The following is a 24952-nucleotide window of genomic DNA, read 5'->3' on the forward strand; positions in this document are numbered from 1 at the left end:
AACCCGCCGCACCAACTCCCCCACAATCAGCACGAGTACCGCCAGCGCCCCCACCCTCCGCCGCACCGGGAGTCCGATGTCTGACGACACCTCACTTCAGATTCCGTTCCCGCACCGCCGCAGCCCGCACGGCCCGCACGCCGCCGAGCTGCACCGCGCCTGGCTGACCCGGCATCCGCTGCTCCCGGATCCGGCGCACCCCTCCTACGCCCACTGGGACGTGGTCGACCTCGCCGCCCTCGGCTACCCGGACTCGGGGCCGGACGAACTCGCCCTGGCCGCAGACCTGATGGGCTTCTACTTCCTCTTCGACGACCAGTTCGACGGCCCGCTGGGCCGGCGCCCCACCGAGGTCGCCCCGATCTGCGAGCGGCTGATCGCCGTCCTGCACGGCGCGCGCCCCGATGCCTCCTCCCCCGTCGAGACGGCGTTCGCGGACCTCTGGGACCGCAGCGTGCGCGGCATGCCCGCCCGCTGGCAGGCCCGCGCGGCCTACAACTGGGAGTGGTACCTGGCCAGTCACCCGGCCGAGGCCGCCGGACGGATCTCCGCGCGCCCGCCGGACCGCGACGGGTACCTGGTGCTCAGGCGGGGCACCGCCGCGATGGAGACGATCTTCGACATGGTGGAGCGGCTCGGCAACTTCGAGGTGCCCGCCGCCGTGCTCCACCACCCGGTCCTGCGTCAACTGCGCCAGCTCGCCGCCGACATCCCCTCGCTCAGCAACGACGTCCGGTCCTTCCCCCTGGAGGCCCCGCGCGGCGACGTCAACAACCTGGTGATGATCGTGCAGCGGGAGCGCCGCTGCTCGGCCGAGGAGGCCTGCGCCGTGGTGATGGCCGAGGCCCAGCTGATGGTCGAGCGCTGCCGCCAGCTGCATGCCCAACTCCCCGACGTCTTCCGGGAGCTGGGCCTGGCCCGGGTGGAGCGGGCGATCGCCGGGCGGTACGCCGACGGCCTGGTCACCTGGCTGGCCGGCTACCTCAGTTGGGAGTCGCGCACCGGCCGGTACCAGTCCGCCTGACCGGACCGCCCCGCGCCGGCCGGGCGGTCCCGAACGCCGGGCCCCGGCCGTGGCGGGAATCGGCCGGAACGCGCACCCTCCGTGGACCCCTCCCGTACGGACGGTAGCCGCGGGGCGCCGTCCGCGGCTAGGGTGCCAGGGCGTGTCCGACACGCCCAGCGGCGGGGCGCCCCGGCGGCGCCCCGCCCGCGTGCACGGCCGCACCCCTCCGCCGGGCCGCCGGTGCGGCCCGGCGCACCGCCCGGCCCGCGTGCCGCGGCGGTGCCCCGACAGCGCGAGGAGGCACCCAGCACATGACGGTCTACCTGCCCCCGGGTCAGCCCGGAAGCATCGTCGCCTACCGGCCCCGCTACGAGCACTGGATCGGCGGCCGCTGGACGCCGCCGGTCCGCGGCGAGTACTTCGAGAACCCCAGCCCGGTCACCGGGGAGGTCTTCACCGAGGTCGCCCGCGGCACCGCCGAGGACATCGAGGCCGCGCTCGACGCCGCCCACGCCGCCGCCCCGGCCTGGGGCCGCACCCCGCCCGCCGAACGCGCCCAGGTGCTGCTGCGGATGGCCGACCGGATCGCCGACCACCTGGAGGAGCTGGCGGTCGCGGAGACCTGGGACAACGGCAAGCCGGTGCGCGAGACGCTGGCCGCCGACCTGCCGCTGGCCGTCGACCACCTGCGCTACTTCGCGGGCGCGCTGCGCGCCCAGGAGGGCGGCCTCTCCCAGCTGGACGAGGACACCGTGGCGTACCACTTCCACGAGCCGCTGGGCGTGGTCGGCCAGATCATCCCGTGGAACTTCCCGATCCTGATGGCGGTCTGGAAGCTCGCCCCGGCGCTGGCGGCCGGCAACGCGGTGGTGCTCAAGCCCGCCGAGCAGACCCCGGCCTCGATCCTGCTGCTGGTCGAGCTCACCGCGGACCTGCTGCCGCCCGGCGTGCTCAACGTGGTCAACGGCTTCGGCCTGGAGGCCGGCCGCCCGCTGGCCTCCAGCCCCCGGATCCGGAAGATAGCCTTCACCGGCGAGACCACCACCGGCCGGCTCATCTCCCAGTACGCCAGCGGCAATCTGATCCCGGTCTCGCTGGAGCTCGGCGGCAAGAGCCCCAACCTGTTCTTCGCGGACGTCGCGGCCGAGCAGGACGCCTTCTACGACAAGACCCTGGAGGGCTTCGCGATGTTCGCCCTCAACCAGGGCGAGGTCTGCACCTGCCCGAGCCGGGCGCTGATCCAGTCCGCCGTCTACGACCGCCTGCTCTCCGACGGCCTGGAGCGGGTGCGGGCGATCCGCCAGGGCGACCCGCTGGACACCGCGACCCAGGTCGGCGCGCAGGCCAGCGACGACCAGCTGAAGAAGATCCTCTCCTACATCGAGATCGGCCAGGCCGAGGGGGCCAAGGTGCTGACCGGTGGCGAGCGGGCCGACCTCGGCGGCTCGCTGGCCGGCGGCTACTACGTGACGCCCACCGTCTTCGAGGGCGTGAACAGCATGCGGATCTTCCAGGAGGAGATCTTCGGCCCGGTCCTCTCGGTCACCCGCTTCGAGGACTTCGACGACGGCATCGCCCAGGCCAACGACACCCCGTACGGCCTCGGCGCGGGCGTCTGGAGCCGGGACGGCGCCACCGCCTACCGGGCCGGGCGGGCGATCCAGGCCGGGCGGGTCTGGACCAACTGCTACCACCTCTACCCCGCGCACGCGGCGTTCGGCGGCTACAAGAACTCCGGCATCGGCCGGGAGAACCACAAGGCCTTGCTGGAGCACTACCAGCAGACCAAGAACCTGCTGGTCAGCTACTCTCCGGACGCCCTGGGCTTCTTCTAGGCCGGGCGCCGGACGCCCGGCCGGGCACCGGGCGCTCCCGACGGACGCGAAAGGCGGAGCGGGACGTCGGACCGGCCGACTTCCCACTCCGCCACCACTCCCCGTGGTCCGCGGTGCGGCGCCCCTGCGAGGCGCCGCACCGCGGTTCTCCCGAGCTCACCCGTCGAGCAGCCGCGCCTTCGCGGTCGCGAACTCCTCGGGGGTGAGCAGGCCCTGCCGGGTCAGCCGGCCCAGGTCGAAAAGCATGCCCGCGATCTGCGGCCCGACCGCCGGCTGGTTCACCGGCTCGTTCACCGGTCCGGCACCCTCGTCCACCGGCCCGCCCGGGGCCGATCCGGCCGCGGCGCCCAGCACCGGTCCGCGCACCAGCGGCGCGCCCACCGGCCGCTGCACCCGCACCGGCCGGATCGGCCCCGGGGATCGGATCACGGCGTCCTCACTTCCCGGCCGCGCGGTGCGCCTCGGCGGCGCGGACGGCCTCGTCGATGTGCTCGGGCGGGATCCGGACGCCCGAGGCGATCCGCCCGCCGACGGCGCTCAGGGCCTCGGCGGCCTCCCGCGCCCAGACGTGCTCGATCAGCACCAGCAGCGCCACCGTGCCCGGCACCAGCAGTTCGGCCGCCTCCTGCGCGTCCTCGGGCCCGATCAGCGGCAGGTCGGCGTGCCCGTCCGGGACGATGCCGCGCAGGTCCTCGTAGTCGGCGAGCTCGCCGTACGTCGCCTCCCCGTCCACGTGCCGGGTGACCACCAGCGAGTCGACCACCCGGATGTCGCCCCCGGTGCGCAGCTTGCCGAGCACGGTGGCCGCCTCGACGGTGATGGTCTGCCGGGGGAACGCCAGGACGAGCAGTTCGGCCGGACCCATGGGACTCCCTTCCGCGAGCAAATCACCCATATCGGGATCAAAGCACATGAGTACCGAAAATCACCGACGCGCCGCCGACATGCCCGGACACGCCCGGCGGACGCCTTAGACAGGAGACCCGTCCCCCTTCACCCTGGGAGAAACCGTGACCATCGCCATCGCCAAGCTCTCCGACCCGACCGTCCGGGCCGCCGTCGCCGCGATCAACGCCAACGACCGCGCGGCCTTCACGGCCCTGCTCACCGAGGACGCCACGATGTCCGACGACGGCGCCGACCGTGACCTGGCGGACTGGATCGACCGTGAGATCTTCACCAGCCGCGGCCACATGGACGTCCAGTCCGAGTCGGACGGCGGCCGCGCGCTGATCGCCAACTACAGCAACGAGACCTGGGGCGAGATGCGCACCGCCTGGCGCTTCGTCGTCGACGGCAACCGGATCAGCCGCTTCGAGACCGGCCAGGCCTGACGCCGCTCAGGACAGCCCGAGGCAGCCGCGCACCGCGTGGATCAGCCGGCGGGAGCGGACGTCTCCCGTCACCCCGGGCTGCATGCCGTTGGTGACGTAGCCGAACCCGAGGCCGAGCTCCGGGTCGGCGAAGCCGAGCGAGCCGCCCCGGCCCGGGTGGCCGAAGCTCGCCGGCGAGGCCATCAGCGCGGTCGGGCCGTGCCGGAAGAAGCCGAGGCCGAACGTCGAGTTGACGATCAGTACCCGGTCCGGCCCGCTGACCACCGGCCCGGCCGCGCGGGCCAGCACCTCCGGCCCCAGCAACGGTGCCGGCACGGTGCCCGGCGCCCCGCCCTCCCGGTCGGCCGCGCCGACGAGCGCCGCGTAGAACCGGGCCAGCGCCCGCGCGGTGCCGATCCCGCCCGCCCCGGGGATCTCGGCGGCCTGCACCGCCGGGTCGTTGAGGTCCACCCCGGGCCGCACCGAGGCGAACGCCCGGGCGGTCAGCGAGGCCGGGTCCTGGTAGGCGTCCCGGACCACCTGCTTGGGGCGCAGCCGCAGCCCGCTCGGGCCGGTCCGGGCGGCCTCCGGGGCGGGCAGGTCCACCAGCCGGCCGACCCGCGGCGCGGCGCCGGCCGGCAGCCCGATCCACAGGTCGAGGCCGAGCGGCCGGGCGATCTCCTCGGCGAAGTACTGGCCGACCGTGCGCCCGCTGACCCGGCGGACCACCTCGCCGACCAGCCAGCCGAAGGTGTACGGGTGGTAGCCGTGCGCGGTGCCGGGCTCCCAGGCCGGCGCCTGCGCGGCCACGGCCGCGACCGCCCGCTCCCAGGTGAGCACGTCCTCCAGCCGCAGCGGCACGTCCAGCGCCGGCACCCCGGCCTGGTGCGAGAGCAGCCAGCGCACCGGCACCGCGCCCTTGCCCGCCGCGCCGAACTCCGGCCAGTACGAGACCACCGGCGCGTCCAGGTCGAGCTGCCCGCGCTCGGCGAGCAGCAGCGCCGTGGTCGCGGTCAGGCCCTTGGTGACCGAGCGCAGCACCTGCGCGGTGTCCGCCGTCCACGGCACGGCCGGAGCGGGCCGGCCACCGACCTCGGGCCGGGCGTCGCCGCCCCACAGGTCGACCACCTTGCGCCCGCGCACGTAGAGCGCGAACGCCGCGCCGAGCTCGCCGTACTCCTGGAAGTTGCGCGAGAAGGCCTCCCGTACGGGCTCGAAGCCCTCGGCCGTCTCGCCCCAGATCTCCGTCACCGCGCGCCCCCGGAGTCGTCCGAATCCTGTCGTGCCCGCGTTCGAACCGGGCCCGGAAACCCTAACCTGTCCGTCATGACCAACCCTGCGGATGAACTGCTGGACGTCGTCGACGAGCACGACCGGGTGATCGGGACCGCCCCGCGCGGGGAGGTGTACCGGCGGGGGCTGACCCACCGCTGCGTGTTCATCCTGGTCCGCGACCGGACCGGGCGGATCTTCGTGCACCGGCGGACCGACACCAAGCTGTTCGCGCCCGGCTTCCACGACATGTTCGTCGGCGGCGTGGTCGGCGCCGGCGAGACGTACGCGAGCGCCGCCGTCCGCGAGGCCGAGGAGGAGCTCGGCGTCAGCGGGATCGAGCCGCGCCCGCTGTTCAAGTTCCTCTTCCGGCAGGAGGGGCTCTCCTGGTGGTGCGACCTGTACGAGGCGCGCTGGGACGGCCCGGTCGCGCCGCAGGAGTCCGAGGTCGCCTGGCACGCCTGGCTGACCCCGGAGGAGCTGGACGCCCGGCTGGCGGCCGACGCGTTCGTGCCGGACGGCCTGGAGGCGTACCGCCGCTACCGGGAGCGGCACCCGGCGCGGTAGGCCCGGTTCCCGGCCACCGGACAAGATCCACGGCAGCCGCCGGGGCCGGATAGGGTGACGCCCATGGCTTCCCGTACGCCGTCGGCGGCGCCCACGTCCCCGCGCACCGCCCGGAGCAGCGGCCGGGCCGCCGACCGCACCGGCGCCCCGGACGGCGCGACCCCGGACCTCGCGGCACCCGGCGGCACCGCCGCCGGCGCACCGGCCGGGAAGGGCGGCGAGCGCCCGCGCCGGCGGCTCAGCGTGGACGAGCGGCGCGAGCAGCTGATCGCCGTCGCCCTGGACCTCTTCAGCCGGCGCCCGCCCGAGGAGGTGTCGATCGACGACATCGCGGCCGCCGCCGGCGCCTCCCGCCCGCTGGTCTACCACTACTTCCCCGGCAAGCAGGCGCTGTACGAGGAGTCGCTGCGCCGGGCCGGCCGCGAGCTGGCCGGCCGCTTCGAGGAGCCCGCCGACGGCCCGCTCTCCGAGCGGCTGTACCGGGTGATGGGCCGCTACCTGGACTTCGTGCAGAGCCACGGTCCCGGCTTCGCCGCGCTGCTGCGCGGCGGCTCGGTGGCGGCCAGCGCCGGGACGTCGGCGGTGATCGACGAAGTCCGGCGGGCCGCGCACGACCAGATCCTGAGCCACCTGGCGGTCCCCTCGCCGAGTCCGGGCCTGCGGCTGACCGTCCGCGCCTGGATCGCCAACGCCGAGATCACCTCGCTGGAGTGGCTGGGCGAGCGCTCGGTGCCGCTGGAGGAGCTCCAGCTGCACCTGGTCCAGGAGTTCGTCGCGGCCCTGACGCTGACCGCCGCCCGGGAGCCCGCGCTGGCCGCCGAACTCGCCGGCTTCTTCGCCGCCGAGCGCCCCGCCGGCCCGGCCGGGCGGCTGGTGCGCGAACTCGGGGGCCTGTTCGCCGTTCCCGGCATCGCGGACGCGGTCGCCGCGCTGGCGGTCGAGCCCGCGGACTGAACCGGCGGACGCCGGTTCTGCCACAGCGGCGGCCTCTGATAGGAATGGGCACGGATCTGACGCCGCGCCGGTCAGGAGCGCGCCCGGATCCGCCGAACCACCAACGCACACGCAGCAGAGCGGGGGGCTCATCAGTTGACCCAGGACGGCCAGTTCACCACGGAGGCCAATCCCTTCGCCCCGGCGGAGCAGGTGTCCGCGACGCTCGGCGCGCTCACCGAAGCCCTCTTCGAGAAGCACACCTCGCGCCACCCGGCGGCCTCGCTGACGGCCCTGACCGCCGGCGCCCACCCGGCGGCCGAGGCCCTGTTCAACCTCCCACTGGCGCCCAACGGTCCGGTGCACGACGCCGTCGACCGGCTCGGCACCGTGGTCACCGCCGGGACGGCCCGCCCGGGCACCGGCGCCCCGCTGGCCGAGCTGGCCGGCGACGCGCTGCTCGCGCGGTACGGCGGCGGCCCGGTGCGCGGCGCGGTGGCCGACCGGGGCACCGCCACGGCCGCGCTGTTCGGGCTGCCGGTGGCCGGCGAGGTCGCCGCCCCCGAGCTGCGCCCGCCGTTCGCCGCCGCGCTGGCGGCGCTCGCCGCCGGACAGCAGACCCGGCAGCCGGTGGAGCTCGCCACCGGCGCCGGCGCCGAGGTCCGCCTGGTCGTCCCGCCCGGCTTCCACCCGCTGACCTCCCCGGGCGGCCCGGTCGGCGTCTCCGCCCGTACCGTGCCCGCCGGCCCGGCCGGGGCCGACGCGGTGGCCACCGCCAAGGGCGTCGACCCGGCCACCGGTGCGGCCGCCGCCGAGCTGACCGCGCACCTGGCCGAGGTCGCCGAGGAGCTGTTCAGCGGCACCGGTCCGGCGCCGCGCCGCGACTTCGCGGTGATCGCCGCGTCCCTGGCCGACACCATCACCGCCTCGGGCACGGTCTACGCCGGGGTCTGCGCCCTGGAGGTGGCCGGCCGACCGACCGAGGCCACCCTGGTGGTCTCGCTCGCCCGCCACCCGCTGCCGATCTCCGGGCTGGCCACCGAACTGGCCACCGTCCGCCGGCACGCCGAGGTCTGGACGGTGCTGCTGCCGGCCGGCCCGGCCGCCGTCCTGGTCGAGGGCCGCAGCGTCCCCGTGCCCGGTCCGCTCGCCGACGACGGCCGGCGCCGCTGGGCGGTCACCTCGGTGGTGGAGGCGTTCGTGCCGCTGCCGGACGGTGTCTCGGTGCTCTGCGTCCAGCTCACGACGGCGCAGCAGCAGGACTGGGAGCTGTACACGGAGGCCTTCGCCGAGCTGCTGAAGAGCGTCCAGTTCGGCTGGGACGGCGTGGCCGGGCAGCTGGCCCCGCCGATCCGCGCCTTCGCGCCGGCGCCCGCCGCGACCCCCGCCCACGGCGTCCCCGCCGAGCCGTACCCGGTTCCGGCCCCGGCTCCGACGCCCGTTCCGGCGGCCGAACCGCTCGCCGCGACGGCCGGGTTCGCCGCCGAAGCCGTCCCGGAGCAGGCCGCCGCGCCCGCTCCGGACGACGCCACGCAGCTGCCGGTCCACCTGCGCGGCACGCCGGTCCGGGTCCCCCCGGCCGACTTCAACCCCTTCGCCCCCGAGGCCGACCCGACGCCCGTCGAGCCCCTCCTGGTGCCGGACGACAGTCCGGAGGCGGCCGAGCGGCGCCCCAAGGGCACCCCCGTCATGGTCCCGCCGCCGGACTTCGACCCCTTCGCCCCCCAGGCCGCGACGCTCACCGACACCACCGTGCCGGAGACCGCCGACGACCCGGAGCGGGGCCCCAAGGGCACGCCGGTGATGGTCCCGCCGCCGGACTTCGACCCCTTCGCCCCGCTGCCGGCCGACACCACCGCCCCCGCCGCCCCCGAGGCCGCACCGGCCGCCACCCGGGCCGCCGACCCGTTCGGCACGGTGACGGCCGAGGACCGGCCGAGCGACCCGTTCGGCACCACCCTCCCGCAGCCGCCCGCCGCCGTGCCGCCGCCACCCTCGGCGCCGCCGACCGTCCCCGCGCCGACCGTCACCCTGCCGACGGCCGAGGACGGGCCGGACGACCCGGCGCGCGGCCCCAAGGGCACCCCGGTGATGGTTCCGCCGCCGGACTTCAACCCCTTCGCCCCGCTGCCGGCCGACATCCCCGCCGCCCCCGAGGCCGCACCGGCCGCCGCGCCGGAGACCAGCCCCTTCGGCTGAGGCCCGGACCGCCCCGCACCGGCGGCCGCCCCGCACCAGGGGCGGCCGCCGGTGCGCGTCCGCCCCCGGCCCACCGACCGGCGACCGCGCCGCCCGCCATGTCCACCACCGTCAACTGGTACAGACCTATTGCCAGTTGCCGACCGGCTCCCTACCCTCGGGGAGCACAGGATCCTGACGGCACCCCGACGGCCGGAGGTCTCCGGTTCCGCGCCGCCCGACGGCCCGGAGCTCCCGCACGCTGCTCCACGCACCTGACACCTCCCCACAGGTAACGGGGCGACCCGGCATGCCCGGAGGCCCCAGGACAGGAGCCACAACCATGCGCCGACGTCGGATCAAGCTGCCGCTGCTGGCGGCCGGGACCCTGATCGTCCCGCTGCTCGCCGTCTCCCTGCCCAGCACCGCCGCCCACGCCGCCGGGTCCGCCACCGCGACGTTCACCAAGGGCAGCGACTGGAGCACCGGCTACGAGGGCAGCTACACCATCACCAACGGCTCCAGCGCCACCCTGCCCAGCTGGACCCTGGAGTTCGACCTGCCGGCCGCCAACACGGTCGCCTCGCTCTGGAACGCGAGCTACACCACGGCGAGTTCGCACGTCACGGTCAAGAACCCCAGCTGGGCCGGCAACCTGCCGCCGGGCGGCACGTACAACTTCGGCTTCAACATCGCCTACTCGGGCGCCTACAAGCCCCTGCTCAACTGCAAGCTGAACGGCCAGCCCTGCGACGGCGCCGGCGGGGACCAGAGCGCGCCGACCGTGCCCGGCGGCCTCCAGGCCGGCAGCACCACCCAGACCACCGTCGACCTCGCCTGGACGGCAAGCACCGACAACGTCGGGGTCACCGGCTACGACGTGTTCCAGGGCGCCACCAAGGTCGCCACCACGGACGGCGCCACCACGGCGGTCACCGTCCAGGGCCTGACCGCCGGCACCGCCTACCAGTTCACCGTCCAGGCCTTCGACGCCGCGGGCAACCGCTCGGCCGCCGCCGGCCCGGTCACCGCCACCACCAAGCCGCCGACCGACCCGGACCGCCAGGCACCGACCACCCCCGGCACCCCGCTGGTCACCGGCTCGGACGCCAACAGCGTCTCGCTCACCTGGGGCGCCAGCACCGACAACATCGGGGTCACCGCCTACGACGTCTACAACGGCACCGCGCTCGCCGCCACCGTCACGGGCACCTCCGCCACCGTGGGCAACCTGGCTCCGGACACCTCGTACACCTTCACCGTGAAGGCCCGTGACGCGGCCGGCAACGTCTCCCCCGCGTCGAACGCCGTGACCGGCAAGACCCAGCCCGGCGGGAGCAACCCCGGCGCGCTGAAGATCGGCTACTTCACCCAGTGGAGCATCTACGCCCGCGGGTACAGCGTGAAGCAGCTCGACACCTCCGGCTCGGCCGGCCGGCTCACCACGCTCAACTACGCCTTCGCCAACATCCACCCGACCACCAAGCAGTGCTTCATCACCAACAAGGCCGCCGGACCGGACAACGACCCCAACGCGGGCGACGGCGCCGGTGACGCCTGGGCCGACTTCGGCAAGGGCTGGGACGCCGGCAGCTCGGTGGCCGGCACCACCGACACCTGGGACCAGAAGCTGGCGGGCAACTTCAACCAGCTGAAGCAGCTCAAGGCCAAGTACCCCAACCTCAAGATCCAGATCTCGCTGGGCGGTTGGTCGTACAGCAAGTGGTTCTCCGACGCGGCCGCCACCGACGCCTCCCGCAAGGCGCTGGTGAGCTCCTGCATCGACATGTACATCAAGGGCAACCTGCCGGTCATCGACGGCCGCGGCGGCCCGGGCAGCGCGGCCGGCATCTTCGACGGCATCGACCTCGACTGGGAGTGGCCGGCCTCCGGCGGGCACGACGGGAACATCTTCCGCCCGACCGACAAGGCCAACTACACCCTGCTGGCCCAGGAGTTCCGCCGCCAGCTGGACGCCCTCGGCGCCACCACCGCCAAGCACTACACGCTGAGCGCCTTCCTCCCGGCCGACCCGGCGAAGGTCACCGCCGGCATCGACGTCCCCGGGCTGTTCGGCGCCTTCGACTTCGCCACCATCCAGGGCTACGACTACCACGGCGGCTGGGAGATGAGCACCAACCAGCAGTCCGCGATCAAGCTCGCGGCCGGTGACCCGAGCACCCCGGACCGGCAGTTCAGCTCCGAGATCGCCATCAACGCCTACCTCAACGGCGGCGCTCCGAAGAGCAAGCTGACCCTGGGCATCCCGTTCTACGGACGCGGCTGGACGGGAGTGCCGCGCGGCACCACCAACGGCCTGTTCCAGACCGCGACGGGCCCCGGCCCGGGGACGTACGAGGCCGGCTTCGAGGACTACAAGAAGCTCAAGCAGATGGCCACCGGCGGCGGTTACACCATCTACCGGGACCCGGTGGCCGGCCACGCGTACATCTACAACGGGACCGTCCTCTACACCTACGACGACCCGATCGAGATCGCCCGCAAGACCGCCTGGATCAAGTCCCAGGGGCTGGCCGGCGCGATGGTGTGGGCCTTCGACGGCGACACCCCGAACGGCGAACTGATGGCCGCGGTGGACAACGGTCTGAAGTAGGCCACCGGTACAGCCCGGCCCAGTACGACCCGGTCCGGCGCGGCGCTCAGTCGGCGCGCCGGGCCAGGTGCACCACGTCCGGCACACCCCGGGCGACCTCGATCTCGTGGGTGACCACGTCCGAGAAGCCCGCCGCGCGCAGCGCCTCCTCGAAGTCCGGGGAGGGCTGCGCGCTCCAGACCGCCAGCACCCCGCCCGGCCGCAGCCGGTGCCAGAGCACGGCCAGCCCGTCGGCTCCGTAGAGCCCGGCGTTGGAGTCGGTGACCGTCCAGTCCGGGCCGTTGTCGATGTCCAGGCAGAGCGCGTCGTAGCGCTCGCCGTCCGCCGCCGCCAGGTACTCCAGCAGGTCGGTGTGGAGCACCGCCACCCGCTCGTCCTCCAGTGCGCCGCCGGAGAAGGCACCCAGCGGGCCACTCCGGTGCCAGTCGATGATCGCGTTCTCGCGCTCGACGATCGCGATCCGGCCCCAGCGCGCCTCGGCCACCGCGTACGCCAGCGAGAATCCGACGCCGAGCCCGCCGATCAGCACCGAGGGGCGCTCCACCGCGGGGCCGGTGCGGTCCAGCTCGTCCAGCGCCGCCTGGATCAGCAACCGCTCGGAGCGGCCGTCGGCGGTGTCCATCAGGAAGCAGCCGTTCGCGATGATCTCGAAGTGCCGTCCGCGCCGACGCAGCACCACCTCGCCGAACGGGCCCTCCCGCCGGTCGAGGGTGACGACTGCCTCCTGGTCGTCCCGTGCGGGCAGTGCGATGGACATGCGGCGATTCCTCCCGGGCTCGGGTGCAGAACGGCTCGGCGAACGAGTACCCGCCCGACAATAGCCGAGGCCACCGCCCGGCCGGTCACGTCGTGATCAGCACCCCCGCGTAGCTGACGCCGGCGACCATCACCCAGGAGGCCAGCCCCAGCAGGGCGATCCGCCCGCCGGTGCGCAGCATGGTCGGCAGGTGCACGGCGCTGCCGAGGCCGAACAGCGCGGCCGCCAGCAGCAGCTCCTGCGCGTCCCCGGCCAGCGTGAGCGCCCGGTCGGGCAGCACGCCGGTGGTCCGCAGCGCGATCATCGCGAGGAACCCGGCCACGAAGAGCGGCACGATCGGCGGCCGCTTGCCGGTGGCCCCGGGGGTGCCCCGGCGCGCCCGCCGCATCGCGACGGCGACCCCGGCGACCAGTGGCGCCAGCAGCACCACCCGCATCAGCTTGACCAGGACGGCCTCGCGCAGCGCACCCGCCCCGCCGGTCTGCGCGGTGGCGACCACCTGCCCGACGTCGTGCACGCTGGCGCCGACCCAGCGCCCGAACCCGGCGTCGTCCAGCCCGAGCGGCTGGTGGAGCAGCGGGAGGACGGCGATGGCCAGGGTGCCGCAGAGGGTGACCAGCGCGACGGAGGCGGCGACGTCCTCCTCCTCGCTGCCGGCGGCCTGGCTGACCGCGCCGATCGCCGAGGCCCCGCAGATCGAGTACCCGGTGGCGACGAGCAGCGGCTGGTCGCCCGGCAGGCCGAGCCGGCGTCCGAGCCAGACGGTCCCGGCGAAGGTGGCGGCCACCACGGCGACGACCATGGCGACGGTGGCCCAGCCGAGGCCGAGCACGTCGTCCAGGCCGAGCTTGAGGCCGAGCAGCACGATGCCGAGCCGCATCAGCCGCTTCCCGGCCGTCGAGAGGCCCGGCCGGGCCACCCCGCGGACCACCGGGCGCAGCCCGGGCAGGTGGGCGGCGGCCATGCCGAGCACCACGGCGGCGGTGAGCTTGGGCACGGCGGGCACGGCCTGGTGGATCGCGAGCGCGGCGGCCACGCCGAGGGCGGCGAGCAGCAGCCCGGGGACGTCGCCGCCGAGCGGGGGCAGTGCGCGGGTGCGGACCGGCCGGTCCCGGAGGGTCAGTGCCACGGCGGGCTCACCGCCGCCCGTCGGCGGGCAGCCGGTAGACGCGCCGGATGCTGGTGCCCAGCCGGGAGACGTCGGCGCCGTAGACGTGGATCGAGATGGCCGTGGAGGAGCAGGCGTTGCGCACCAGGTGGATGTCGCCGGGCGGGGCGAAGGCGGCGACGGTGCCGGCCGGGCCGACCACGTGCTCGGTCTCCACCAGGTGGGCGGTGCGTCCGTCGGACACCAGCCGGTAGCGGGTCTCGCTCTCCTTGCCCTGGTGGACGCCGGCCACGCACCAGGAGACGTGGTCGTGGATCGGGGTCTCCTGGCCGGGCAGCCAGACCAGCGCGACGACCGAGAACCCCCCGTCGGCCTCGGCGTGCAGGACGTGCTGGCGGTAGCGGTCGGGATCCCCCTCGCACTGCGCCTCGGTGAGCAGGCCGGCGTCCCCCAGGTGCGGGGAGAGTCGCTCACCGACCAGGTAGGCGGTGAGTTCCGGCGGCAGGCCGCGGTCCACGACCGCGCGGATCTCGCCGACCAGGGCGGTCATGCGCTCGGTGAGCCGGTCGCTGCCGACCGTGGCGGAGGGTGTCATGCCAGCAGGTTGGCCCCGGCCGACCCATCACGTCCAAGGAGGGTTCTTTCGCTCTTCCCCAAACCCCGCTTATGGATTGACCCCGGGCCGACGGGCCGGTTGTCGAACGGCGGGGATCAGCAGCCCACCCGCGAGGCCGCCGCGGACCGCAACTGGTCCAGCACCAGCGCGGTGGCCGGGATCCGGCGGTGCTCGCGGAGCACGTACGCGCTCACCTGGCGCCGCAGGTGCGGCTCGACGGCGCGCCCGGTGACCTTGCGGTGGCACATGAAGGAGAGCACCAGCGCGGGCATCAGCGCGATCCCGACCCCGGCGGCGACCAGGCTCTGCACCGCCAGGTTGTCGTCGGTGGAGAAGACGATGTCGGGTGCGAAGCCCTCCTCGGCGCAGACGTGCAGCAGGTTGGCCCGGCAGCGCGGACACCCGGCGATCCAGCGCTCGCCGTCGAGGTCGGCCAGCCGGACGGCGTGCCGGCGGCCCAGCGGGTGGCCGACCGGCAGCAGCACCGTGAGCAGGTCCTCCATCAGCGGGATCTCGTCCAGCTCGGGCGGCAGCTCGGCGGCGACGCCCGGGTAGCGGAAGGAGAGCGCGATGTCGCACTCGCCGCGCAGCAGCCGCTGCACGGAGTCGGGCGGTTCGGCCTCCAGCAGTTCGACCCGGACCCCGGGGTGCTCGGCGAGCAGCCGGGCCATCGCCTGGGGTATCAGGGTCGCGTTGGCGCTCGGGAACGCGCAGACCCGGACCCTCCCGGCGCGCAACCGGGCGAGCGCGCCGAGTTGCTGCTGGGCCGCGGCGAGACTGCCGAGGATCAGTTCGGCGTGCCGGGCCAGTGCCTCACCGGCCTCGGTGAGGCGCAGCCCGCGCCCGGCCCGGGTGAACAGCGGGACTCCGACGGACCGCTCCAGCGCCTTCATCTGCTGGGTGATGGCGGGCTGGGTGTAGCCGAGCTCGCGGGCGGCGGCCGAGTAGGAGCCGGCCCGGACGACCTCGTGGAAGGTCCTGATGTGCCGCGAGTCGAATACCGGCTCCACTGCCCCTCCACCTGCCCGCGCCCCTGGTCCCAGGAATCATAAGCAGACTTTGGAGATGCCGGAGCTATTCCCACCCGCACCTATGGTTTCTCCGGTGCGTTCCCGCCGCTCCTACTCCTCCGGGGGCAGCCCCAGCACCAGTCCGGCCTCGGCGACCGGTGCGCCGCCCTGGGTGCTCGGACTGCGCCGGGTACGGGCCTCGACCCACCGGGCCAGCCAGGAGAGCGCCAGGCACATCCCGATGTAGATCGGCGAGATCACCATCACCACGGGGATGAACGGCAGGTCGTAGTCGAGGTTGGTGGCGATCAGCTTGCCCGCGTGCAGGAACTCCTCGTAGGTGATCAGGAAGCCCAGCGAGGTGTCCTTGAGCGCCACCACCAGCTGGCTGATGATGGCCGGCAGCATCGCCCGGTTGGCCTGCGGCACCAGCACGTAGGACATCACCTGGGTCTTGCGCATGCCCAGCGCGTACGCCGCCTCGCGCTGCCCGGCGGGCACCGCGAGCACACCGGCCCGGAACACCTCGGCCAGCACCGAGCCGTTGTACAGCACCAGACCGGCCACCAGCGCCCAGAGCGGTTCCACCTTGAGCGCGACGAAGATGAAGAAGATCATCACCAGCACCGGCATGGCCCGGAAGAACTCCACCACCAGGGTGGAGAGCCAGCGCACCGCCCGGTGGTCGGAGAGCCGCCCGGCCGCGAACAGCGCGCCGAACGGCAGCGCGAACAGCACCGTCCATCCGAAGGCCTTGAGCGTGTTCCCCAGCCCGCGCAGCAGCAGGTCCTGCACGCCCTCGTACTCGAAGGCCATCCACTTCTGGTACGTGAACTGCTCGGTGTGGAACAGCATGTAGACGATCCACCCGATCAGCGCGGCGATCGCGACCAGCGCGATCAGCCCGTACAGCCGGTGCCGGGCCAGCGCCTTGGGGCCGGGGATGTCGTAGAGCGCCGAGGATTCCACCGTCATCGCGACACCGCCACTCGTCGTTCCAGCACGTTGAAGAGCGCGCTGACGGCCAGGGTGATGATCAGGTAGCCGACGGCGATCCAGACGAAGGTCCAGATGATGCTGTACCCCAGCTCGTTGATGGTCCGGTAGCTGCCGAGCAGTTCGGTCACGCTGAACGAGCCGGCGATCGCGGTGTTCTTGGCCAGCGCGATCATCACACTGCCGATCGGGGCGACCACCGACCGGTACGCCTGCGGCAGCACCACCAGGCTCATCGTCTGCCCGAAGGTCATGCCCAGGCTCCGGGCCGCCTCGCCCTGGCCGCTGGGCACGGTGTTGACCCCCGCGCGCATCGCCTCGCAGACGAACGCCGAGGTGTAGCAGCCGAGCGCGAGCACCGCGAAGGTGAAGAACGGCAGCGTGATGTCGAACCGCGGCAGGCCCAGCACCACGATGAAGAAGAGCAGGGTCAGCGGGGTGTTGCGCAACAGCGTCACCCAGACCGTCCCGAACACCCGCAGCGGCCGCACCGGCGAGACCCGGAAGCCGGCGATCAGCACGCCCAGCACCAGGGCGAGCACGGCGCTCACCACGAACAGCGAGAGGGTGCCGAGGAAGCCCTCCCAGTAGGTCGACCAGTTGTCGGTCAGCGTTTTCACGGGGCGGCCCTCTCAGTACCGGTCGATCGGCGGCGGGGTCGGCGCGGGCACCCCGGACAGGCCGAGGGTGGCGTCGTAGGCCCGCTTCCAGTCACCGTTCTCCTCGTGGTGCGCCAGGGCGTCGTCGAGCGCGTAGCGCAGCACGGTGTCGTCCTTCGGCGTCCCGATCCCGTACGGCTCCTGGGAGAACAGCGGCCCGACCACCTTGAGCTCGTCCGGCACCTTGGCCGCGTAGCCCATCAGGATCGTGTTGTCCGTGGTGACGGCGTCCACCTGGCCGGTGATCAGGTTGTCCACGCAGGCCGAGTAGGTGTCGTAGCCGATCAGCTTGACGTCGGGGTACTGCTTCTGGATCCGCTGGTACGGGGTGGAGCCCGCCGCCGAGCAGACCTTCTTGCCGTTCAGGTCCTCCGGGCCGTGGATGGTGTCGTTGTTCTCGCGCACCAGCAGCGACTGGCCGGCCAGGTAGTACGGCCCCGCGAAGCCGACCAGCTTCTTGCGGTTGTCGTTGATGGTGTAGGTGCCGACGTAGTAGTCCACCTGCCCGTTCTGCAGGGCGGTCTCCCGGTTGGCGGAGGCGATCGTCCGGAACTCGATCCGGTCGGGCGCGAAGCCCAGGTCGGCGCCGACCATCTTGGCGATCTCGATGTCGAAGCCGGAGTACTCCCCGGTGGCCGGGTTCTTCTGGCCGAGGTAGGGCTGGTCCTCCTTGGCCCCCACCACCAGGTGGCCCCGGGCGCGCGCCGCGTCCAGGGTGGGCGAACCGGTGATGCCGGCGGCGTCCCGCACCTGGTAGCTGGGCAGCGCGCTGGGCTGCGGACCCTTCGGCGGCGGGGTGCCCTCCTTGCCGCAGCCGGCCAGCAGCACGATCAGGGCCGCGGCGGCGAGCATCCACTTCCTCGTCACGGCGCCCGCCTCAGTGCTTCAGGATCTTGGACAGGAAGTCCCGGGCGCGCTCGCTCTCCGGCGCGCCGAAGAAGTCCTCGGGCGCACGGTCCTCGACGATCCGCCCGTCGGCCATGAACACCACCCGGTTGGCCGACGCGCGGGCGAACCCCATCTCGTGGGTGACCACCACCATGGTCATGCCCTCGTGCGCGAGCTGGCGCATCACGTCCAGCACCTCGTTGATCATCTCGGGGTCGAGGGCGGAGGTGGGCTCGTCGAAGAGCAGTGCCTTGGGCTCCATGGCGAGCGCCCGGGCGATCGCGACGCGCTGCTGCTGACCCCCGGAGAGCTGCGCCGGGTACTTGTCCGCCTGGGCGACCAGCCCGACCCGCTCCAGCAGGGCCCGGGACTTCGCGTCCGCCTCCGCGCGCGGCCGGCCGCGGACCTTGATCTGCGCCAGCGAGACGTTCTGCAGCACGGTCTTGTGGGAGAAGAGGTTGAAGGACTGGAAGACCATCCCGACGTCCGCGCGCAGCAGGGCGAGCCCCTTGCCCTCCGCGGGCAGCGGCTTGCCGTCGATCGAGATGCTGCCCGACTCGATCGGCTCCAGGCGGTTGATCGCCCGGCAGAGCGTGGACTTGCCGGAGCCGGAGGGCCCGATCACCACCACGACCTCGCCGCGACCCACCGTCAGCTCGATGTCCTGCAGCACGTGCAGCTCGCCGAAGTGCTTGTTGACGCCCCGCAGCTCGATCAGCGGCTCGAAGGCGGACGCCCCCGGCGGTGCCGTCACTTGGTGCTCCGCCCCTTCAGCAACCACCCCAGCGCACCACCCGCGATCAGGGTGGCGAGCAGCGCGATCCAGAGCGGCGCGGTCACGGTGAACACCCAGAACTGGATCTTCACCTTGTCGAGGTTGGCGAACAGGAACCACACCGCGAGCACGACGATGACGCCGATCCCGATGTACCGGGTGGGGACGCCACCGATCTCGCTGCGCCGGGTGCTGGAGGAACCGTCTGAAATCTTGGTCACACGCGCAGTCTGCGGGCCGATCGACCGACTTGTCCGGTTACGCGCCCGGGAGTAACCCGCACGGGGCAACCCTGCCCCGTGCGGGTTTGCGCTGTGTCACCGGGAGCGGCCAGCCACCGGTGGCCGGTCGGGGCAGCAGAGCGCCCGGGGGGCCGCTGCCGCCCCCGGTTACCGCTCGTCCCGCCAGGACCGCCAGAGCGCCGCGTACGGACCGCCCGCGGCGACCAGCTCCGGGTGGCTGCCGTACTCGCTGATCCGCCCGCCCTCGACCACGGCGATCACGTCGGCGTCGTGGGCGGTGTGCAGCCGGTGCGCGATGGCGATCACCGTCCGGCCCTCCAGCACCCGCGAGAGCGAGCGCTCCAGGTGCCGGGCGGCCCTCGGGTCCAGCAGCGAGGTGGCCTCGTCCAGGACCAGGGTGTGCGGGTCGGCCAGCACCAGTCGGGCCAGCGCCAGTTGCTGCGCCTGCGGAGCGGTCAGCGCGGTGCCGCCCGAGCCGACCTCGGTGTCCAGCCCCTGCGCCAGCGCGTCCACCCACTCCCCGGCGTCCACCGCGTCCAGCGCGGCGCGCAGCTCGGTGTCGGCGGCGTCCGGCGCGGCGAGGCGCAGGTTGTCCCGCAGGGTGCCGACGAAGACGTGGTGCTCCTGGTTGACCAGGGCCACCTCGGCCCGGACCCGCTCGGCCGGCATCCGCGAGAGCGCCGCCCCGCCCAGCGTCACGCTGCCCCGGCCGGGCGCGTAGACCCCGGCCAGCAGCCGCCCCAGGGTGGACTTGCCCGCACCGGAGGGACCGACCAGGGCGACCCGGCTGCCCGGGGCGACGTCCAGGCTGATCCCGTGCAGCACGTCGGCGCCCTCGCGGTAGCCGAACCGGACCTCGTCGGCCCGCACGTGCCGGCCGTCCGGGTGGGCGGACTCGTCGCTCTCGTGCTCGGGCACCTCGCGGACCCCGACCAGTCGCGCCAGCGAGGCCTGCCCGATCTGCAGCTCGTCGTACCAGCGCAGGATCAGGTCGACCGGGCCGGTGAGCGCCTGGGCGTAGAGCACCCCGGTGGTCAGCTGGCCGACGGTGATCCAGCCCTCCAGCGTGAACAGGCCGCCGAGCACCAGCGTCCCGAGCACGGCCAGGGTGTAGACCGCGTCGATGGTCGGGAACCAGACCGAGCGCAGCCAGAGGGTGTACCGCTCCCAGGCGAGCCACTCGCCGAGCTTGCGGTCGGTGAGCCGGACCCGGTCGTCGCCCAGGCGCAGCGTCTCGACCGTCCGCCCGGCGTCGACCGTCTCGGCCAGCACGGTGTTGACCGCGGCGTAGCCGGCCGACTCGTTGCGGTAGGACTGCGGGGCGCGCCGGAAGTACCAGCGCGAGCTGGCCAGCAACAGCGGCAGGCCGATCAGCGAGGTGAGCGCGAGCAGCGGTGAGGTCACCACTAGGGCGCCGAGCACCAGCAGCAGCGAGACCACGGCGACGGCCAGCTCGGGCACCGCCTCGCGGACCGACTTGTCCAGCCGGTCGATGTCGGTGGTGCCCCGGGAGACGAGGTCCCCGGTGCCGGCCCGCTCCAGCACACCGGTCGGCAGCGTCACCGACCGGACCAGGAAGTCTTCCCGGAGGTCGGCCAGCACCCGCTCGCCGAGGACGCTGCCGCGCAGCCGGGACCACCAGGTGAAGGCCGACTGCACCACCAGGGCCAGCAGGTACCAGGCGACGGCCACCGCGATGGTGGACCCGGCGGTGCCGGTGGCCAGCGACTCGACCAGCGTGCCGAGCACCCAGGGCCCGACCAGGCCGGCCACGGTGGCCACCGAGTGCAGGCCCACCACGGCGCCGAAGCCGGCGCGGTGCCGCCGGGCGAGCAGCCGCAGGTAGGCGCGGACGGTGGCCGGCGAGCCGACCGGCAGGGTGGTGGCCGGTCCCTGCTCCTGATGGGCGGGGGGCTTCATGCGGTGCTCCTCGGCTGGGCGGGGCGGCGGACGGGTGCGGGGCTCATACGCCCTCCCCCACGGCGACCGGTTCCTCGTCGCGGGTGACCACGGCGCGGTAGGCGGGCTCGGTGCGCATCAGCTCGCGGTGGCGGCCGGCCGCGACGGCCCGGCCGCCCTGGAGCAGCACCACCCGGTCCGCCTGGTCCAGCAGCAGCGGGCTGGTGGCGAACACCACCGTGGTGCGCCCCTCCCGGCTCGCCCGCAGCCCGGTGGCGATCCGGGACTCGGTGTGGGCGTCGACCGCGCTGGTGGGCTCGTCCAGGACGAGCACCGGCGGGTCGGCCAGCAGGGCGCGGGCCAGCGCCAGCCGCTGGCGCTGGCCACCGGAGAGCGAGCGGCCGCGCTCGGTGATCCCGGCCCGCATGGCGTCCCCCGCGCACTCGGGCGAGCCGTCCACCAGCGCGTCCAGGACGTCCTCGGCGCGGGCGGCGGCCAGCGCCTCGTTGGGGGTGACCCGGCCCGAGGCGGGGATGTCGAAGAGCTCGGCCAGGGTGCCGGAGAGCAGCACCGGCTCCTTGTCGTGGACCAGCACCGCCGCCCGGGCCTCGGCCAGCGGCACGGCGTCCAGCTCGGTGCCGCCGAGCCGGACGGAGGGCTGCGCCCGCTCCCCCTCGCCCAGCGGGACGTGCCCGCCGAGCCGGCCGGCCAGCGCCCCGGCGAAATCCGGGTCGCCGCAGACGACGGCGGTCAGCTCACCGGCCCGCAGCGTCAGCCCGGTCACCGGGTCGAACAGGTCGGCCCGGCCCGGCCCGGTGAGCACGGCCTCGGCGGTGCCGGTCGTCCGGCTGAGCGAGAGCACCCGGACGGCCCGCCCGGCGGAGACCCGGGCGACGCTCCAGGCGTGCGCGGCCTCGCCGAGGATGCGCAGCGGCGCGGCCAGGTAGGCGGTGGCGCCGTACACCGCGACGAGGGTGCCGATGCCGATCTCCCCGTCCGCGGCCAGCCGGGCCCCGTACCAGGTGACGCCGACCACGAAGAGGCCCGGCAGCAGGACCTGCTGGGCCTGCATCAGCGACCAGACCCGGGCCGAGCGGACGGCGGCCGCGCGGACCCTCTGGGAGGCCGCCCGGTAGCGGTCGAGGAACAGCTCCTCGCCGCCGATGCCGCGGAGCACCCGGAGCCCGGCCACGGTGTCGGCGGCCAGCTCCGTCGCCTTGCCGCCGAGCGCGCGCTGTTCGGAGTAGCGCCGCTCGAAGGGGCCGAGCAGCGGCCAGACGGAGGCGGCCAGCACCGGGACGCCGAGCAGCACGGCGAGGCCGAGCACGGGCTCGGCGACCAGCACCGCGGCGCTGACCGCCAGCCAGACCAGCACCGCGCCGCGGAGCCGGGCGACCAGCTCGACGTACCAGCCGATCTTCTCGACGTCCCCGCTGCCGACGGCGACGATCTCCCCGGTGGCGATCCGCCGGGACAGCCCGGCGCCCAGGTGGGAGGCCTGACGGGAGACCAGTTGGCGGACCTGGGTGGCGGCGTGGATCCAGTTCCACACCGCCTGGCGGTGCAGCATGACGGCGCCGAAGGCGGCGACGACGGCCAGGGCCAGCACGGCGGCACCGGCCCACCGGAGGCCGGCGGCGTCGCCGTCCACGGCGGCCTGGACGCCGAGGCCCACCGGGAGCGGCAGGGCCGCCCGGCTGCCCATCTCCAGCAGCGACCAGCAGGTGGCGAGCACCTGCCCGCGCCGCTGGCTGCGCTGCAGCCAGCGCAGGAAGGCGAGGGGGGAGGAGAGGTCCGGGTCGCCGGGATCGGCCAGCGGCAGGATCTTGAGCGGCATGACGCTCCGTTGGGGGTGGTGCGGGCGAATGGCGACGACGTGCTCGTCGCGCGGTGGCGCCGGGAGCACGTGGTGGGGGAAGGGGAGGAGGGGGCCGGTGCGGTCACGGCCGGGGGGCTGCTCAGGAGGTCATGGCAGCGAGCCTGCCAAGGCGACTGTGAGCTGCGCAACAGGTTTTCCGCGTCGCGCGCCGCCTCCCGGACCTCCTGCGCACGCCGGTACAACGCGTCAGAAAATTCTTTGCCCGGCCGGGAACAATCCGGACAACGGGCAGGTTGGTCCACACGAACCTATGGACAACCAGGAGGGCACCCCTTCCCGTGAGCACCATCCCCAGCGTCACCCTCAACAACGGCTCGCAGATCCCGCAGCTGGGCTTCGGCGTGTGGCAGGTCCCGGACGCCGAGGCCACGGCCGCCGTCCGCACCGCCGTCGAGTCGGGCTACCGCTCGATCGACACCGCGGCGATCTACGAGAACGAGGCCGGCACCGGCCGGGCGATCGGCGAGGCGATCGCGGGCGGCGGCGTCGCCCGTGCGGACCTCTACGTCACCACCAAGCTCTGGAACTCGGGCACCCGCGACTGGTCCGGCCCGCAGGGCCGGGACGCGGTGCTGCGCGAGTTCGACGCCTCGCTGGCCAAGCTCGGCCTGGAGTACCTCGACCTCTACCTGATCCACTGGCCGCGCCCCATGCACGGCACCTTCCCGAACGTCTGGAAGGCGTTCGAGCAGCTCCTGGCCGACGGCCGGGTCAAGTCGATCGGCGTCTCGAACTTCGGGGCCGAGCAGCTCACCCGCCTCCTCGACGAGGCCTCGGTCGTGCCGGCCCTGAACCAGGTCGAGCTGCACCCGTACTTCCCGCAGGACGAGCTGCGCGCCTTCCACGCCCGGCACGGCATCGCCACCGAGGCCTGGAGCCCGCTGGGCCAGGGCAAGGAGCTGCTCGCCGAGCCGGTGCTGGCGCAGATCGCCGAGAAGCACGGCCGCACGGTCGCTCAGGTGGTGCTCCGCTGGCACCTGCAGAGCGGCATCGTCGCGATCCCGAAGTCGGTCACCCCCTCCCGGATCAAGGAGAACCTGGACGTGGCCGGCTTCGAGCTGGACGCGGCCGACCTCGCCGCGATCGCCGGCCTCGCCACCGGCGTGCGGATCGGTCCTGACCCGCAGGAGTTCGACTGGAGCTGACACCCTCGGTGAGCACGGCGCCGTCGCCGTGCTCCTGAAGGGCCGTCAACACCGAAGGCCGCCTTCCCGCATTCGGGTCGGCGGCCTTCGGTACGTTGGCGAATCGTTTTGGCTGGATTTCGAAGGCGAAGGCTAGAGCCTGGCCGCCTTGGCGATCAGCGCCATCGCCGGTTCGTGCTCGTCCTCGTCCAGCGGACCGAGCAGCAGCCGCTGGACCTGGGCGACGCCCGCGGCCGAACGGTGCAGCAGGTCCTGACCCGCGGGCGAGAGCGACAGCAGGTTGCGCCGCCCGTCCGAAGGGTCGCGCCGGCGCTGCACCAGGCCGCGCCGGACGAGCCGGCTGACCATCTCGGCCATCGTGGCCTTGTCCAGCGAGGCCAGCTCACCGACCGTGCGCTGGTCCGCGCCCGGTTCCAGTTCGAGGGCGTCGAGCACCGCGTACTGCGGCGCCGTCAGCTCCGAACCGACGTGCTCCGACCAGAGCTTGGTGTGCACCTGCTGGCTCACCCTGATCAGATAGCCGATCGCCCGCTGGGCGTCCAGCATCGGCCGCGCGTCGGTGAGGACGGCGACCGCAGCGGGTTCAAGCCTGGCTATCTTGGCCATCACCCGGACAATCTCCAGCTGCTCCTCGGCCGCGAGCGGTTCGAAGAGCGTGCGCTGCACACGGACCACTCCGCCGGTGGCCTCGCGCACCGCCTGTGCGCCGCTCTGCGAGAGAGCGAGCAGTTTGCGCCGGCCGTCGGCCGGATCGCGGCGTCGCAACACCAGGCCGCGCCGGACGAGCCGGGCGACCATCTCGGCCATCGTGGCCTTGTCCAGCGAGGCGCGCTCGCCGACCGTCCGCTGGTCAGCACCCGGTTCGAGGGCGAGGACCAGCAGAACGGCGAACTGCGGAGCCGTGAGATCGGCTCCGACGTGTTCGGACCACAGACGGGTGTGTACCTGCTGTGCAACGCGGATCAGGTGCCCGGGCGACTGCTGCAGTCGCGCGGACACGCGGGTCGTCGGGATCTCCCCCAGCACCATGTATCCGTCCCGATGTCACACCCGGTGTGTGTGGGACACCCGGGTGGGGCAGTAACGGCGAGTGGGCGTCCCGCTGTGAGGGAGGGCGCTCCAGCCGTGCAGCCGGTGGCTGCTGGCGGACACTATACAAACGGCTGGCCCTTGCTGGCAGGCGGGGGCGGATAGTAGACGCAGGTTCGGCAACATTGGCATATTTACGCGCCGTGCCGACCCGTGGGTAACCCGTTCGCA

At 73.8% G+C, this 24952-nt stretch carries 23 protein-coding genes; 8 read left to right on the forward strand and 15 right to left on the reverse strand.

The window, feature by feature from the left end:
- Positions 1–76: 76 nt before the first annotated feature.
- Positions 77–1024 carry a terpene cyclase gene (locus ABZ497_RS19695; RefSeq protein ID WP_352292410.1) on the forward strand — a complete coding sequence of 316 codons (948 nt, stop codon included), beginning with the start codon at positions 77–79 and terminating at the stop codon, positions 1022–1024.
- 293 nt (positions 1025–1317) lie between these two features.
- Entirely contained in the window at positions 1318–2841 is a 1524-nt protein-coding gene (locus tag ABZ497_RS19700) for an aldehyde dehydrogenase family protein (protein ID WP_359806864.1), read from the forward strand.
- 156 nt (positions 2842–2997) lie between these two features.
- Here the strand turns inward: ABZ497_RS19700 and ABZ497_RS19705 are convergent, their stop codons facing one another.
- Together ABZ497_RS19705 and ABZ497_RS19710 are read right to left on the reverse strand one after the other, a co-directional pair.
- Positions 2998–3270: an SHOCT domain-containing protein gene (locus tag ABZ497_RS19705; RefSeq protein WP_359806867.1), complete on the reverse strand. Its 273-nt coding sequence runs from the start codon at positions 3268–3270 to the stop codon at positions 2998–3000.
- 7 nt (positions 3271–3277) lie between these two features.
- Positions 3278–3706: a DUF6325 family protein gene (locus tag ABZ497_RS19710; protein ID WP_329490748.1), complete on the reverse strand. Its 429-nt coding sequence runs from the start codon at positions 3704–3706 to the stop codon at positions 3278–3280.
- 145 nt (positions 3707–3851) lie between these two features.
- On the opposite strand from ABZ497_RS19710, the gene ABZ497_RS19715 reads away from it, so the two are divergent.
- On the forward strand, positions 3852–4175 hold the full coding sequence (locus ABZ497_RS19715; RefSeq protein ID WP_329490747.1) for a nuclear transport factor 2 family protein: 324 nt from the start codon (positions 3852–3854) through the stop codon (positions 4173–4175).
- A 6-nt stretch (positions 4176–4181) separates the two neighbouring features.
- Here ABZ497_RS19715 and ABZ497_RS19720 read toward each other — a convergent pair whose 3' ends face one another.
- On the reverse strand, positions 4182–5405 hold the full coding sequence (locus ABZ497_RS19720) for a serine hydrolase domain-containing protein (protein ID WP_359806871.1): 1224 nt from the start codon (positions 5403–5405) through the stop codon (positions 4182–4184).
- Positions 5406–5480: 75 nt separating this feature from the next.
- On the opposite strand from ABZ497_RS19720, the gene ABZ497_RS19725 reads away from it, so the two are divergent.
- From ABZ497_RS19725 to ABZ497_RS19740, 4 genes are all read left to right on the forward strand, one after another.
- The gene (locus ABZ497_RS19725; protein WP_329490745.1) at positions 5481–5993 is read left to right on the forward strand and encodes an NUDIX domain-containing protein; all 513 of its coding nucleotides are present in this window, start codon (positions 5481–5483) and stop codon (positions 5991–5993) included.
- A 63-nt stretch (positions 5994–6056) separates the two neighbouring features.
- Positions 6057–6947 (forward strand): TetR/AcrR family transcriptional regulator, encoded by an 891-nt coding sequence (locus tag ABZ497_RS19730; RefSeq protein ID WP_359806874.1) that lies wholly within the window; start codon positions 6057–6059, stop codon positions 6945–6947.
- 135 nt (positions 6948–7082) lie between these two features.
- Positions 7083–9125, forward strand: coding sequence for a hypothetical protein (locus ABZ497_RS19735; protein ID WP_359806877.1), 2043 nt, complete (start codon positions 7083–7085; stop codon positions 9123–9125).
- 322 nt (positions 9126–9447) lie between these two features.
- Complete coding sequence (locus ABZ497_RS19740) at positions 9448–11718, forward strand: glycosyl hydrolase family 18 protein (protein ID WP_359806880.1); 2271 nt, start codon at positions 9448–9450, stop codon at positions 11716–11718.
- Positions 11719–11764: 46 nt separating this feature from the next.
- Here the strand turns inward: ABZ497_RS19740 and ABZ497_RS19745 are convergent, their stop codons facing one another.
- From ABZ497_RS19745 to ABZ497_RS19795, 11 genes are all read right to left on the reverse strand, one after another.
- Positions 11765–12475, reverse strand: coding sequence for a spermidine synthase (locus tag ABZ497_RS19745; protein ID WP_329490741.1), 711 nt, complete (start codon positions 12473–12475; stop codon positions 11765–11767).
- Positions 12476–12560: 85 nt separating this feature from the next.
- Positions 12561–13598 carry a putative sulfate exporter family transporter gene (locus tag ABZ497_RS19750; protein WP_329492353.1) on the reverse strand — a complete coding sequence of 346 codons (1038 nt, stop codon included), beginning with the start codon at positions 13596–13598 and terminating at the stop codon, positions 12561–12563.
- Positions 13599–13611: 13 nt separating this feature from the next.
- On the reverse strand, positions 13612–14178 hold the full coding sequence (locus ABZ497_RS19755; protein WP_359806883.1) for a cysteine dioxygenase family protein: 567 nt from the start codon (positions 14176–14178) through the stop codon (positions 13612–13614).
- A gap of 116 nt (positions 14179–14294) precedes the next feature.
- Complete coding sequence (locus ABZ497_RS19760) at positions 14295–15209, reverse strand: LysR family transcriptional regulator (protein ID WP_329490739.1); 915 nt, start codon at positions 15207–15209, stop codon at positions 14295–14297.
- Positions 15210–15320: 111 nt separating this feature from the next.
- Positions 15321–16184 (reverse strand): amino acid ABC transporter permease, encoded by an 864-nt coding sequence (locus tag ABZ497_RS19765; protein ID WP_359806886.1) that lies wholly within the window; start codon positions 16182–16184, stop codon positions 15321–15323.
- Positions 16181–16825, reverse strand: coding sequence for an amino acid ABC transporter permease (locus tag ABZ497_RS19770; protein ID WP_329490737.1), 645 nt, complete (start codon positions 16823–16825; stop codon positions 16181–16183). The genes ABZ497_RS19765 and ABZ497_RS19770 overlap by 4 nt, the downstream gene beginning before the upstream one ends.
- 12 nt (positions 16826–16837) lie before the next feature.
- Positions 16838–17716 (reverse strand): glutamate ABC transporter substrate-binding protein, encoded by an 879-nt coding sequence (locus tag ABZ497_RS19775; protein WP_359807001.1) that lies wholly within the window; start codon positions 17714–17716, stop codon positions 16838–16840.
- Between the two features lie 25 nt (positions 17717–17741).
- Positions 17742–18506, reverse strand: a complete 765-nt coding sequence (locus ABZ497_RS19780; protein ID WP_359806889.1) for an amino acid ABC transporter ATP-binding protein — start codon at positions 18504–18506, stop codon at positions 17742–17744.
- Entirely contained in the window at positions 18503–18748 is a 246-nt protein-coding gene (locus ABZ497_RS19785; protein ID WP_359806892.1) for a LapA family protein, read from the reverse strand. Before ABZ497_RS19785 ends, ABZ497_RS19780 begins: the two co-directional genes overlap by 4 nt.
- A 168-nt stretch (positions 18749–18916) precedes the next feature.
- Positions 18917–20689, reverse strand: a complete 1773-nt coding sequence (locus ABZ497_RS19790; RefSeq protein WP_359806894.1) for an ABC transporter ATP-binding protein — start codon at positions 20687–20689, stop codon at positions 18917–18919.
- Positions 20690–20732: 43 nt separating this feature from the next.
- Entirely contained in the window at positions 20733–22505 is a 1773-nt protein-coding gene (locus ABZ497_RS19795) for an ABC transporter ATP-binding protein (RefSeq protein ID WP_359806896.1), read from the reverse strand.
- Between the two features lie 320 nt (positions 22506–22825).
- On the opposite strand from ABZ497_RS19795, the gene ABZ497_RS19800 reads away from it, so the two are divergent.
- Positions 22826–23692: an aldo/keto reductase gene (locus ABZ497_RS19800; protein WP_359806899.1), complete on the forward strand. Its 867-nt coding sequence runs from the start codon at positions 22826–22828 to the stop codon at positions 23690–23692.
- A gap of 132 nt (positions 23693–23824) precedes the next feature.
- Here the strand turns inward: ABZ497_RS19800 and ABZ497_RS19805 are convergent, their stop codons facing one another.
- Positions 23825–24691 carry a MarR family winged helix-turn-helix transcriptional regulator gene (locus tag ABZ497_RS19805; RefSeq protein WP_352292440.1) on the reverse strand — a complete coding sequence of 289 codons (867 nt, stop codon included), beginning with the start codon at positions 24689–24691 and terminating at the stop codon, positions 23825–23827.
- Between the last annotated feature and the right edge of the window lie 261 nt (positions 24692–24952).

It is taken from the genome of Kitasatospora sp. NPDC005751 (assembly GCF_040630835.1).
In the GTDB taxonomy this organism is placed as follows: domain Bacteria; phylum Actinomycetota; class Actinomycetes; order Streptomycetales; family Streptomycetaceae; genus Kitasatospora.

Bases quoted from the DNA above. Each gene is read 5' to 3' on its own strand.
- ABZ497_RS19695 (WP_352292410.1), top strand. From the start codon at position 77: ATGTCTGACGACACCTCACTTCAGATTCCGTTCCCGCACCGCCGCAGC.
- ABZ497_RS19700 (WP_359806864.1), top strand. From the start codon at position 1,318: ATGACGGTCTACCTGCCCCCGGGTCAGCCCGGAAGCATCGTCGCCTAC.
- ABZ497_RS19710 (WP_329490748.1), bottom strand. From the start codon at position 3,706: ATGGGTCCGGCCGAACTGCTCGTCCTGGCGTTCCCCCGGCAGACCATC.
- ABZ497_RS19725 (WP_329490745.1), top strand. From the start codon at position 5,481: ATGACCAACCCTGCGGATGAACTGCTGGACGTCGTCGACGAGCACGAC.
- ABZ497_RS19730 (WP_359806874.1), top strand. From the start codon at position 6,057: ATGGCTTCCCGTACGCCGTCGGCGGCGCCCACGTCCCCGCGCACCGCC.
- ABZ497_RS19740 (WP_359806880.1), top strand. From the start codon at position 9,448: ATGCGCCGACGTCGGATCAAGCTGCCGCTGCTGGCGGCCGGGACCCTG.
- ABZ497_RS19745 (WP_329490741.1), bottom strand. From the start codon at position 12,475: ATGTCCATCGCACTGCCCGCACGGGACGACCAGGAGGCAGTCGTCACC.
- ABZ497_RS19755 (WP_359806883.1), bottom strand. From the start codon at position 14,178: ATGACACCCTCCGCCACGGTCGGCAGCGACCGGCTCACCGAGCGCATG.
- ABZ497_RS19765 (WP_359806886.1), bottom strand. From the start codon at position 16,184: ATGACGGTGGAATCCTCGGCGCTCTACGACATCCCCGGCCCCAAGGCG.
- ABZ497_RS19775 (WP_359807001.1), bottom strand. From the start codon at position 17,716: ATGCTCGCCGCCGCGGCCCTGATCGTGCTGCTGGCCGGCTGCGGCAAG.
- ABZ497_RS19790 (WP_359806894.1), bottom strand. From the start codon at position 20,689: ATGAAGCCCCCCGCCCATCAGGAGCAGGGACCGGCCACCACCCTGCCG.
- ABZ497_RS19795 (WP_359806896.1), bottom strand. From the start codon at position 22,505: ATGCCGCTCAAGATCCTGCCGCTGGCCGATCCCGGCGACCCGGACCTC.